Genomic DNA, 11,668 nt, shown 5'->3' on the forward strand with positions numbered 1-11,668 from the left:
AATTGATAGCTGTTTATTTTTTTTATAATTTTTTTGTCAGAACGGCTAAAAAATCTGCAAAACACCGTATAGATTTATGGAAAGGTGACAATGCTTGTTGCATAAGAGTTTAGCCTGTTTCTCTTAAGAAAAAGGAATTTTTATGTAAAATCTCAATAAATTCTAGAGAAATCGATAGTTTTTGTTGAATTTTATTCCAAACTCGTTTATTATAAGCCTTGTCATCACATATTAGGGTGACTTTGATGAAACAGACCATGGGATAGGCAGACTAACTAGCCTATTTGTCTAAAGAACATCCTGGGAGGAGGTGAATGTCATGAATAAAACAGATTTAGTAAATGCTGTGGCTGAGAAGAGCGATCTTTCAAAAAAGGATGCAACAAAAGCTGTGGATGCAGTATTTGATGCAGTCATGGATTCACTGAAGAATGGTGAAAAAGTACAACTAATCGGTTTTGGTAACTTTGAAGTTCGTGAACGTTCTGCACGTAAAGGACGCAATCCACAAACAGGAGAAGAAATCGAAATTCCTGCAAGCAAAGTTCCTGCTTTCAAACCAGGTAAAGCTCTTAAGGATAGTGTAAAATAATATTTTACATATCCGGACAGGAGTGTACAAAAGGGAGGGATACGTTGATAAACGTGTCCCTTTCCTTATTTCTGCATGAGAAAAGCATCAAGGGGCTGAACAGCCTATTAAAGCAAAGATGTTATTTAAATAGATTTATTTTACATAAAGAATTCCATTTAAGGAGGAGTAATGTATGAATGATCAGAACGCAAAAGCAGATTATTTCGTTATTAAAGCATTAGAAGACGGTGTTCATGTTATTGGCCTGACGCGTGGAAGCAATACAAAATTCCATCATTCTGAAAAACTGGACCAAGGCGAAATTATGATTGCTCAATTCACAGAACATACTTCTGCTATTAAAGTTCGCGGTAAAGCACTTATTCAAACAAGTCATGGCGAAATAGAAAATTAATATAATAACATCCCCTTATTAGTATTTTACGAAGTGATCCATAGCCTCGCTCAAAAACAACTCCACCTGAAGAAAGTTAGGAAACAGCTGGAAGGTTATTTGTTTTCCAGTCCATGTGAGATAAAGACTTGTTCATTTCTGTGAGCAGCGGCGATGTTTCGATGCCGAAAAATATTCTGGATATTGTTTCTCTGACAGAAGCAGTTGGAATAGGGGTTTTTATTTTTTTGCACGATAGGACAGGATAAGAAAGGCTGTGGATTCGCTGAAAAACAAGCGAATGCGAGGTTTTCTAAGACCAAGCCTATAATAGAATAAGTTCTTTCGTTTTTATAACATTTAAAATGTGCTATAATAGCTAGAGCAAAGAAAGGCTGAAAGGGTCCGGGTGATAGTGTTGACTACATTTATTACAACAGATAGAGGTTATAGAAAAATACTGGAAAATAAATTATATGATTCTTACATTCATAAGCATATACGTTATCCAGTGATCGATGAAGAAAAGTGGAATTTATTGCTATTTCTTGTTGAACAACATAAATCATTAACTCCTTTGCAGCGTGAAAAGTATATTATTTCAACCATGCTTGTTCAAATCGCCCTGGATACACATGATTTTGTTCCGGTCAAACAACATGCTGATACAGAAAATGAAATGATTGAGAAGCAGCTTCAGGTCCTCTCAGGAGATTACTATAGCGGACTGTATTATTTATTGCTTGCAGAAGCGGGGGAAATTCAGTTTATCCAGATACTCGCGAATGCGATTCGTGAAATAAATGAACTAAAAGTTACTTTATACTATGAAGAACAATTACCGCTTGAAACCTGGTTAAATATCAAAATGAAATTAAATGCATCCGTGCTGGTACATGTTGCTAAATATCTGCATGATCCTGAATTAGAATCGATTATTCAAAACTGGCTGATGTATCGCCGTTTAGATACAGAAGAAGCAGATAACGGATATACTTTACTGCGCAAAGAGTGGGAAGCACGTAATAATAAAGCAACTTCGATTCCGCTGATTGACGGGAAATTGATTCGGGATTTTGAAAAAGCTGTTTACCGTGATGTTTCGGAATTATCCAGCTCTAGTTTATTTATGGAGCAATTTATTTATTCCCGGGAAACGAAAGAAATAAGAACGTCAAGACTTTAAAAGGAAGTGTAATGAATTATGGGTTTTTCATCCAAGGAAGAACGTGTCCATCACGTCTTTGAGAGAATATATGAAAACTACGATTCCATGAACTCGGTAATTTCGTTTAAACAGCATACGCTATGGCGTAAAGATGTTATGAAACGAATGCACGTATCGCCGGGAGACAGTGCATTGGACGTATGCTGCGGTACAGGAGACTGGGCTATTTCCTTAGCGAAAGCTGTCGGAGCTGAAGGAAAGGTCATAGGGCTTGATTTCAGTGAGAACATGCTGTCTATTGCCAGAGAAAAAGGAAAGCAGGAACAGCTGGATGAGATTGAATGGATGCATGGCAATGCGATGGAGCTTCCTTTTGATGACAATCAGTTTGATTACGTAACAATTGGCTTTGGCTTACGAAATGTTCCTGACTATATGGCGGTTTTAAAAGAAATGTACCGGGTGGTTAAACCGGGAGGAATGGTGGTTTGTCTGGAAACCTCTCAGCCTACACTGATTGGCTATAGGCAGTTATATTATTTTTATTTCCGTTTTATTATGCCGCTTTTTGGAAAAGTATTTGCGAAAAGCTATCAAGAATATTCCTGGCTGCAGGAATCCGCAAAGGATTTTCCAGGGAAGGACAAATTGAAGCAAATGTTCTTTGATGCAGGCTTCAAGCATGTCGATGTCAAAATGTATGCCGGTGGCGGTGCTGCGATGCATATGGGGCATAAATCTTAAAATAAAGAATGAATTTACTAGTAAAATAAGGTGACGTACATGAGACTACCAAAGATTTATGGATTTTTAACAAAAGATATGGACACTATTGAAAAAACATTACAGAAGAGCATTCAGGCTGAACATCCCGTACTTCGAGACGCTTCTACAGCATTATTGAAAGCAGGAGGGAAACGCATTCGTCCTGTTTTTGTTTTGCTTTCATGTCAAATAGGGGATTATGACTTTGAAAAAATACAAAAAGTTGCTGTAACGCTAGAGCTTATTCATATGGCAACGCTTGTTCATGATGACGTGATTGATGAAGCTGAGCTGCGTCGCGGGAAACCGACAACCGCTTCTCAATATGGAAACCGGATTGCAATGTACACAGGCGATTTCATTCTTGCAAGAGCTCTGGAAGAAATAACAAAAATAGATGATCCGAGAATACATACTTTATTATCCAAAACACTTGTTGAAGTATCCATTGGGGAAATTGAACAAATTCAATTTAAATACCAATGGAATCAAAATTTTCGGGACTATCTGCGCCGGATAAAACGGAAAACGGCATTACTGATAGCGTGCAGCTGCAAACTGGGTGCGCTCGTCGGCGGGTTAAGTGAACAGGATGCAAATAAAATGTATCGTTACGGCTATAATGTCGGCATGTCTTATCAAATTATTGACGATATCCTAGATTTTACATCTACTGCAAAAGAACTTGGGAAACCGGCAGGAAATGATTTATTACAGGGTAATATCACGCTCCCTGTTCTATATGCAATGGAGGATCAGGAATTAAGAAATCAATTGGTGACATTGATCAACAGCAATCAGGACATTGATGAAAAAACAATGCAGAAGCTGATTGCCTGCTTAAAAAATACAGATGCTATTCAAAGAAGTTATGCAGTCAGCGACCTTTATCTGCAAAAAGCGTTGAAATCTTTAGATGGCCTGAAATCGTCCAGGGCAAAGAAAAGTTTACAAGATATTGCTACTTTTATTGGAAAAAGGCGTTCCTGATTAAATAAAGATATTGTTATTTGTCTGATAATTTGTTACTATTTTAGAGGCTACATTTTTCATTTATTATAATTACATAGGGGCAGGGTGATTTTAATGGAAAGAACTTTTTTAATGGTAAAACCAGATGGTGTGCAGCGTAACTTAATTGGAGATATTGTTGCACGATTTGAACAAAAGGGGTTTAAATTAGCCGGAGCTAAATTAATGACAATATCTACAGATTTAGCTGAAACACATTATGGCGAGCATAAGGAGCGCCCATTCTTTGGGGAACTGGTTGATTTCATTACTTCCGGACCAGTTTTTGCCATGGTATGGGAAGGCGAAAATGTCGTTGCTTCTGCTCGTACCATGATGGGGAAAACGAATCCATCAGAAGCACTCCCGGGAACAATCCGGGGCGACTACGGCATTAATGTTGGCAAGAATATCATTCATGGTTCGGACTCTTTAGAAAGCGCTTCAAGAGAGATTGACCTCTTTTTTGACGAGAAGGAATTGAATTCTTATAACAAACAACAGGATGCGTGGATTTATTAAACTGAAAGCGTTGTCGAAACCTCCGTTAAATATACGGGGGTTTTTGCGTACAAGCAGAGGAGGTTAACGAATGAAAGATGATTATGATTTAATGAAGCAGAAGGTGCATCAATCACTTAAACTGAATTTGAGCTTATATAAAGAAGCGCAGATGAAACGAAGAATCACGACTTTAAGAGATAAACATGGTTTTAGAAGCTACATAGATTATTTTTCAGCCTGTCAAAAGGATACCAAGTTATTGGAAGAATTCACAGAGAAATTAACTATAAACGTATCGGAATTTTACCGGAATCCAAATCGATGGGATGTTCTGCAAAAAAAGATTATTCCAGAATTAACAAAAAATAAAAGAAAAATTACGATTTGGAGCGCTGCCTGTTCTACTGGGGAAGAGCCATATACTCTCGCAATGATGCTGGAAGAATACTTTCCGGGTTTACGTTACCAGATTCGTGCTACAGATTTTGATCAGGCTGTTTTAAGCGCAGCAAAACAAGGAAACTATCAAGAGCGTTCTTTAAAAGAACTCCCGGCTGCTCTGAAGAAAAAGTATTTTACATCACAGGGGACCATTTTTCAAGTTGATCCGTCTTTAAGAAAGCATATTCGTTTTGAACGCCATAATCTATTAGAAGATACTTACCCTAGAGATGTAGATCTTATCGTCTGTCGAAATGTATTGATTTATTTTACCGATGAAGCAAAAAATAATATATTCCATCATTTTAATAAAGCATTAACGAAAGGAGGCTGCTTATTCGTCGGCAGTACAGAACAGATATTTAATGCAGAACAGTTTGGTTTTTATTTAGAAGACAGCTTTTTTTATCGGAAACAATAATTTATACTACCCGAAACGGGCTTTTATATGGTATAGTAATTAGAAAACTTTCAACTATTTAAAAGGGTAAAGTATATTCGATATTATCTAAAAAATATGACATGTTCATATTGCAAAATGTATGGATAATAACAACGTTTATACGTATCTTATTTTAATAGCTTTATAAAGATAAAGGAGAATGTGTAGTGCGCTACTTAACAGCTGGAGAATCACATGGAAAACAATTAACGACAATTATCGAGGGCCTGCCTTCACAGATGGAATTAAAGGCAGAAGATATTAATGAGAGCCTGCGCAGAAGACAAGGCGGGCATGGCAGAGGCAAGAGAATGCAAATTGAAAAAGATACGGTAGATATTACAAGCGGAGTACGTCACGGATATACATTGGGATCTCCTGTGTCACTGGTGATACATAATGATGATTTTAAGCATTGGACAGATATTATGGGAGCAGATCCGCTGGAGGACGGAGCCAAACTGCGCAGAGTCGTAACAAAACCTCGTCCGGGACATGCAGATTTAAATGGCGGTCTGAAATATGGGCATCGTGATATGCGTAATGTATTAGAACGCTCTTCTGCAAGAGAAACGGGCGCTCGAGTTGCTGCAGGTGCAGTGGCAAAATCACTTTTAGAGCAATTGGGTATCTATGTTACTGGATATGTGAAAGAAATCGCAGGGATTCGGGCAGAAGAAAAAAATGATTTAACAGCGAAAGAACGCGCTGAAATTTCTGGGGATTCTCCTGTAATGGTATTAGATTCTAATGTGGAACAGCCAATGATGGATGCAATAGATGAAGCGAAAAAAGTTGGCGACTCTATCGGCGGTATCTGTGAGGTTTATGTAGAGGGCCTGCCTGCCGGAATCGGTTCTTATGTGCATTATGATCGAAAGCTGGATAGCAAAATTGCAGCGAGTGTTGTCAGCATTAATGCTTTTAAAGGTGTGGAATTTGGAATCGGTTTTGAAGCAGCCCGCTTAAACGGCAGCGAAGTACATGATGAAATCGCATGGAATGAAGAAGATGGATATCATCGGACAACGAATCGTCTTGGCGGTTTGGAAGGCGGAATGAGTACAGGGATGCCAATCATTGTTCGCGGGGTAATGAAGCCTATACCTACATTGATGAAGCGCCCATTACAAAGTGTGGATATTGAATCCAAAGAACCATTTAAAGCAACAGTGGAAAGGTCCGATGCTTGTGCAGTACCGGCAGCTTCTGTGGTGATGGAGCATGTTGTCGCGTTTGAAATTGCAAAAGCCGTCACAGAACAATTTTCAAGTGACCGATTCCCGCAATTAAAACAGGCAATTGATCAGTACAGAGAAGAAATCAGGTGCTTCTAAATGAAACAATTAACAATCCAGTCCAGCCAGCGTAGCTATCCTATTGTGATGGAAGCTGGATTACGGTTTCACGTAAAGAAGTGGTTAAAGAAGGAATACAGCTCTATTTTGGTGATAACAGACGATAAAATAGCTGATAAATATTTACAGGATGTTGTAAGCAGCCTGGAGGGACAACACGTTTATTCTTACATTGTTCCAGCCGGGGAAGCTTCTAAAAACATGGATCAATATTACAAATTGCAGACAAAGGCAATCGAGAGCGGTTTAGATCGTAAATCGCTCATCATTGCTTTGGGCGGCGGTGTTATAGGTGATTTAGGCGGATTTGTTGCTGCAACCTTTATGCGTGGAATCGATTATATTCAAATGCCGACGACTATTTTAGCACATGACAGCAGTGTGGGCGGCAAAGTAGCTATCAATCATGAATCCGGTAAAAATCTGATTGGCTGTTTCTATCCTCCGGCAGCTGTTTTATATGACACAGAAACACTGGCATCTTTACCATACCGTGAAATTCGGAGTGGCTATGCTGAAATTTTAAAAGAAGGATTTATTTCTGATATTCATCTGACAGAAGAATTATTGTCGCTGTCTTTACAGCAGGTTACCACTGCGCAGCTGGAAAATCATTTAGAGGCTGGTATAAAAGTAAAAGCAGCTATCGTAGAAGATGATGAAAGAGAATCTGGTGTCCGGAAATATTTAAACCTCGGTCATACATTGGGACATGCGTTAGAAGCTAGATTGGGGTATGGAACGGTAACTCATGGAGAGGCCGTTGCGAATGGAATGCTATTTGCGCTTCATGTAAGCGAGGATATGTCAGGGGAAGAGCTCCCTTTTCATGAACTGCACCATTGGATGAAAATAAATGAATATCCTGTTATCGACATAGAAGAAAAGCGTATCGCCGAGCTCGTCAAAAGCATGAAGGCAGATAAAAAGTCCGTTTCCGGACATATTCAGATGGTATTACTGAACCAAGTGGGCGAGCCGACTGTCGCAAACTTACATGATTCCTCTGTGGAGGCTTATATCAGAACATATATAGAGAGGATGAACAAGCTATGACAAGAGGCGTGCGCGGTGCTACAACCGTAGAAAATAACGAAGCAAATGAAATTATTGAACATACCAGGGCACTGGTTCAGGAAATGGCAGAGAAAAATAATATTCAGGCAGAGGACGTTTCCCATGCTTTTATTTCAGTGACAAAGGACGTGAACGCAGCATTCCCTGCGAAAGCCTTACGTGACATTGAGGGATGGAAATATGTCCCAGTTATGTGTATGCAGGAAATCGATGTCCCCGGCAGCCTGCCCAAATGTATTCGAATTATGATGATTGTCAATACCGATAAACAGCAAAAAGAGGTTGAGCATACATTTCAAAGAGAGGCTGTAAAGCTGCGTCCGGATCTTTTAGAAAGAAAGGATAGTTAAGTAATGAGAAGCAAAGAAGTATTAAAACAGCTTAGTCCATATAAACAAGGGAAGCAGACAAAGGATATTCAAGAAGAATTCGGTCTTGATTATATCGTTAAATTGGCTTCTAATGAGAATCCTTATGGATTTTCAGATAAAGTGAAGGAAGTCTTCCAGATAAATGAGCCTGTATTTAATATCTATCCGGACGGCTATACATCTGAACTCCGCTATCTGATCAGCGAAAAATTAAATGTAAGACCGGAATCGCTTATTTTCGGAAGCGGTTCGGAGGAAATTATTCAGATGCTTTGCCGTTCTTATCTTACTGTAGGGGATCAGGTTATTATGGCAACACCGACATTCCCGCAATATAAGCATTATGCTTTAATCGAAGGTGCAGAAATCATAGAGCATCCTGTAAATGAGGATGGAAGTCATCCGCTTGATAAGATGCTTGACTCGGTTCAGGATAATACAAAAATTATCTGGATTTGTACACCGAACAATCCAACAGGCACTGCGCTTTCCAAAGAAGAGCTGGAGGACTTTTTAAATAAATGCCCTTCAGATGTACTTATTGCTTTAGATGAGGCATATGTTGAATTTTTGCAGCCTGAGAAGGATTTAAATGCTCTGAAACTGTTGGATAAATATCCAAACCTGATTGTTTTACGTACATTTTCAAAAGCTTATGGACTGGCAGGACTGCGTATTGGCTATGGAATCGCCGATCCATTGATTGTGGAAACCTTAGATAAGGTCCGTGGTCCGTTTAATACAACGTCTGCAGCACAGCAGGCTGCTGTTATTGCCTTTTCAGACCAGGATTTTATTCAGCATACGTATCAGAAAAATAAAAAAGTATTAAAGCAATTTCAATCCTTTTTAACTTCCATCGGCTGGGATTATTATGAATCAGAAGCGAATTTCTTACTTGTGAAAACACCGGAAAGCGGAATGGATGCTTTTGATTATTTAATCAAGCATGGTTTTATTGTCCGACCTGGAGAATTATTAGGTATTCCAAATACCATTCGTGTTACGATTGGAAAAGAAGAGGATATGAAGGTATTGGAGAACGTACTAAGAGATTATCAAGAACAATTAAATTAGGTAAGGTGAATGTATGAAAAAGCAGCAGGTATTGATAGCTGGACTCGGCCTCATAGGCGGGTCCATTGCTAAAGCGATTAGAAAAGAGTCCGAACATTACATAATCGGTTTTGATGTAAACGAAAATACACTCCATTTTGCTTCGAATCATGGTATCATTGATGAAGCTTTTACCACTTTTGAAGAAGCTGCATTAAAGGCGGATATTATTATTATTTCTGCACCTATTTCAGAGACGATTCAGCTTGTTTCCAGACTGGATGACATTCCTTTCGAAAAAGATGTGATTGTCTCTGATACAGCGTCTGTAAAAGGTTCTGTACTTATTGCTGCAAATGGTTTAAGCAATAAAGCCATCCGTTTTATCGGCGGGCATCCAATGGCGGGCTCCCATAAGAAAGGGATTGAAGCGGCGAAGGAACATTTATTTGAGAATGCCATTTATGTTTTATCCCCTCTTGATAATGCAACTGAGGAGAATGTAGATACATTAAGAGACGTTTTATCTGCAACCAAAAGCAACTTTGTTGTATTGCAATCTGATGAACATGACGAAATGACAGGAGTTATTTCTCACTTTCCGCATCTTATAGCATCATCACTTGTCCATCAGGCGAGAAAATGGGAGAAAAAACACTCCTACCTTCCGAAGCTTGCAGCAGGCGGATTTCGGGATATTACCCGGATTGCCTCCAGTAACCCGGTGATGTGGCAGGATATTTTTTATCACAATCAATCGAAAATGTCTGCCATGCTGGATGATTGGATTGTTGAAATGGAGCAGCTGAAAAAGCTGATTGAAGATAATGAAAAAGAAGAGGTTATTACGTATTTAGACAGCGCCAAAAATTACCGTGATGGATTAAATGAAGGCGGACGCGGTGCAATTCCGGCGTTCTACGATGTTATCGTTGATATTGCAGACCAGCCGGGTGCCATAGCTGAAGTGGCGCTTATTCTGGCAAATGCATCATTAAGTATTAAAAACATTGAAATCCTTGAAGTACGGGAAGGAATTACTGGTGCACTGCGCTTGAGCTTTTACACAAAAGAAGCGCAAGAAGCCGGTCAGAAGATATTAAAACAACGTGGATTTGAAACGATGATCCAATCTTAACGGCAAGGAGGAGAACGTATTGTCGCATGTTCAATTTGAATACACCTCACCAAGATTAGAAGGTGAAGTTATCGTTCCTGGAGATAAGTCGATATCACATCGTTCTATTATTTTCGGGAGTATTTCACATGGAATTACAAAAATATCAAATTTCCTTGACGGGGAGGATTGTCACAGAACGATTGATGCTTTTCGGGAGATGGGAGTACAGATTGAAAAAGAAGGAAGCTCCGTACTCGTTCATGGGAATGGGTTAGAAGGATTAAAAAAGCCTGCTGGAGCATTCGATTTTGGTAATTCAGGGACCACGACCAGATTAATGCTGGGTCTATTATCTGGACTGCCATTTGAAACGAAGATTTTTGGGGATGCTTCTCTTACAAAGCGTCCGATGGATCGTGTGGTTACGCCATTAAGAGAAATGGGTGCTGCAATTCATGGGCAGGAAGATGGAAAATATCTCCCGATTACCGTTCATGGAGGCGCCTTAAAAGGAATTACCTACCGCCTTCCGGTGAAAAGCGCTCAAGTAAAATCAGCTGTTTTATTGGCAGGCTTGGTTGCAGAAGGAGAAACTGTCGTACAAGAAGACACTGAAACAAGAAACCATACAGAAGTTATGCTTCAAGCCTTTGGTGCTGATTTAAAGCAGAAGGAAGAAGGAATTGTCGTTACAAACAAAGGGAAGCTGACAGCTTGTGACGTGGAAGTCCCCGGCGACATTTCCTCAGCTGCTTTCTTTTTAGCTGCCGGAGCAATTGTGCCCGGAAGTACAGTTACGTTAAAGAACGTCGGTTTAAATGCGTCCCGGACGGGCATTTTAGATGTAGTCAAGCAAATGGGGGCAGCTATTACTGTTTCTAATGAGCGCACTACAGGCGGTGAAAAAATTGGTGATTTAACCATTAAATATACTGCCTTAAAAGGGACGACAGTAGAAGGGGAAGTCATCCCCCGCCTGATTGATGAAATTCCAATACTTGCCTTGCTGGCAACACAGGCAGAAGGAAAAACGGTAATCAAGGACGCCGAAGAACTGAAGGTAAAAGAAACAGACCGCATTGAAGCAGTGTGTAAAAATTTAACAACACTGGGAGCAAATATCACACCGACCGAGGACGGAATGATTATTGAAGGACCAACCCGTCTAACAGGCGGCACCATTTCCTCCTATATGGATCACCGGATTGCCATGATGGGTGTTATCGCAGCGCTCGTATCAGAAAGCCCGGTAAAAATGGATGAAAAAGACAGTATCAATATATCGTATCCGACATTTTTTGATGACCTGGAAGCAATTTTGCAATAACATTTTCGTATATTTAAATTCTGGCTACAGTTCTAGTTATTTGAACTGTAGCTATCTTTT

13 protein-coding genes are annotated in these 11,668 nt (G+C 39.5%); all 13 read left to right on the forward strand.

Going from position 1 to position 11,668, the window contains the following annotated elements:
* Positions 1-319: 319 nt before the first annotated feature.
* The 13 genes from ACZSMY_RS04385 (at position 320) to aroA (ending at position 11,608) form a co-directional block, all read left to right on the forward strand.
* Positions 320-592 (forward strand): HU family DNA-binding protein, encoded by a 273-nt coding sequence (locus ACZSMY_RS04385; protein WP_040981409.1) that lies wholly within the window; start codon positions 320-322, stop codon positions 590-592.
* 175 nt (positions 593-767) lie between these two features.
* On the forward strand, positions 768-989 hold the full coding sequence (gene mtrB, locus ACZSMY_RS04390; protein ID WP_040981406.1) for a trp RNA-binding attenuation protein MtrB: 222 nt from the start codon (positions 768-770) through the stop codon (positions 987-989).
* A 397-nt stretch (positions 990-1,386) separates the two neighbouring features.
* Positions 1,387-2,154: a heptaprenyl diphosphate synthase component 1 gene (locus ACZSMY_RS04395; protein ID WP_042534156.1), complete on the forward strand. Its 768-nt coding sequence runs from the start codon at positions 1,387-1,389 to the stop codon at positions 2,152-2,154.
* An 18-nt stretch (positions 2,155-2,172) separates the two neighbouring features.
* On the forward strand, positions 2,173-2,880 hold the full coding sequence (gene menG, locus ACZSMY_RS04400) for a demethylmenaquinone methyltransferase (protein WP_193062180.1): 708 nt from the start codon (positions 2,173-2,175) through the stop codon (positions 2,878-2,880).
* Positions 2,881-2,919: 39 nt separating this feature from the next.
* Entirely contained in the window at positions 2,920-3,891 is a 972-nt protein-coding gene (hepT, locus tag ACZSMY_RS04405) for a heptaprenyl diphosphate synthase component II (RefSeq protein ID WP_042534152.1), read from the forward strand.
* A gap of 96 nt (positions 3,892-3,987) precedes the next feature.
* Positions 3,988-4,434 (forward strand): nucleoside-diphosphate kinase, encoded by a 447-nt coding sequence (gene ndk, locus ACZSMY_RS04410; protein WP_042534150.1) that lies wholly within the window; start codon positions 3,988-3,990, stop codon positions 4,432-4,434.
* A 70-nt stretch (positions 4,435-4,504) separates the two neighbouring features.
* Entirely contained in the window at positions 4,505-5,278 is a 774-nt protein-coding gene (locus tag ACZSMY_RS04415; protein ID WP_465147482.1) for a CheR family methyltransferase, read from the forward strand.
* Between the two features lie 188 nt (positions 5,279-5,466).
* A complete protein-coding gene (aroC, locus tag ACZSMY_RS04420) occupies positions 5,467-6,636 on the forward strand; it encodes a chorismate synthase (RefSeq protein WP_042534146.1) in 1,170 nt (389 codons plus the stop codon).
* Positions 6,637-7,713, forward strand: coding sequence for a 3-dehydroquinate synthase (gene aroB, locus ACZSMY_RS04425; RefSeq protein WP_042534144.1), 1,077 nt, complete (start codon positions 6,637-6,639; stop codon positions 7,711-7,713). It begins immediately after the preceding gene.
* Entirely contained in the window at positions 7,710-8,084 is a 375-nt protein-coding gene (gene aroH / locus ACZSMY_RS04430) for a chorismate mutase (RefSeq protein ID WP_042534142.1), read from the forward strand. Before aroB ends, aroH begins: the two co-directional genes overlap by 4 nt.
* Positions 8,085-8,087: 3 nt before the next feature.
* Positions 8,088-9,182 carry a histidinol-phosphate transaminase gene (gene hisC, locus ACZSMY_RS04435; RefSeq protein WP_042534140.1) on the forward strand — a complete coding sequence of 365 codons (1,095 nt, stop codon included), beginning with the start codon at positions 8,088-8,090 and terminating at the stop codon, positions 9,180-9,182.
* A gap of 13 nt (positions 9,183-9,195) precedes the next feature.
* Positions 9,196-10,299 (forward strand): prephenate dehydrogenase, encoded by a 1,104-nt coding sequence (locus ACZSMY_RS04440; protein ID WP_042534138.1) that lies wholly within the window; start codon positions 9,196-9,198, stop codon positions 10,297-10,299.
* Between the two features lie 19 nt (positions 10,300-10,318).
* Positions 10,319-11,608: a 3-phosphoshikimate 1-carboxyvinyltransferase gene (aroA, locus tag ACZSMY_RS04445; protein ID WP_465147483.1), complete on the forward strand. Its 1,290-nt coding sequence runs from the start codon at positions 10,319-10,321 to the stop codon at positions 11,606-11,608.
* The last annotated feature ends 60 nt before the right edge of the window (positions 11,609-11,668 follow it).

It is taken from the genome of Oceanobacillus sp. B139/18 (assembly GCF_055524595.1).

Coding starts and splice junctions, on each gene's coding strand:
- ACZSMY_RS04385 (WP_040981409.1), top strand. CDS start 320: ATGAATAAAACAGATTTAGTAAATGCTGTGGCTGAGAAGAGCGATCTT.
- mtrB (WP_040981406.1), top strand. CDS start 768: ATGAATGATCAGAACGCAAAAGCAGATTATTTCGTTATTAAAGCATTA.
- menG (WP_193062180.1), top strand. CDS start 2,173: ATGGGTTTTTCATCCAAGGAAGAACGTGTCCATCACGTCTTTGAGAGA.
- hepT (WP_042534152.1), top strand. CDS start 2,920: ATGAGACTACCAAAGATTTATGGATTTTTAACAAAAGATATGGACACT.
- ndk (WP_042534150.1), top strand. CDS start 3,988: ATGGAAAGAACTTTTTTAATGGTAAAACCAGATGGTGTGCAGCGTAAC.
- ACZSMY_RS04415 (WP_465147482.1), top strand. CDS start 4,505: ATGAAAGATGATTATGATTTAATGAAGCAGAAGGTGCATCAATCACTT.
- aroB (WP_042534144.1), top strand. CDS start 6,637: ATGAAACAATTAACAATCCAGTCCAGCCAGCGTAGCTATCCTATTGTG.
- aroH (WP_042534142.1), top strand. CDS start 7,710: ATGACAAGAGGCGTGCGCGGTGCTACAACCGTAGAAAATAACGAAGCA.
- hisC (WP_042534140.1), top strand. CDS start 8,088: ATGAGAAGCAAAGAAGTATTAAAACAGCTTAGTCCATATAAACAAGGG.
- ACZSMY_RS04440 (WP_042534138.1), top strand. CDS start 9,196: ATGAAAAAGCAGCAGGTATTGATAGCTGGACTCGGCCTCATAGGCGGG.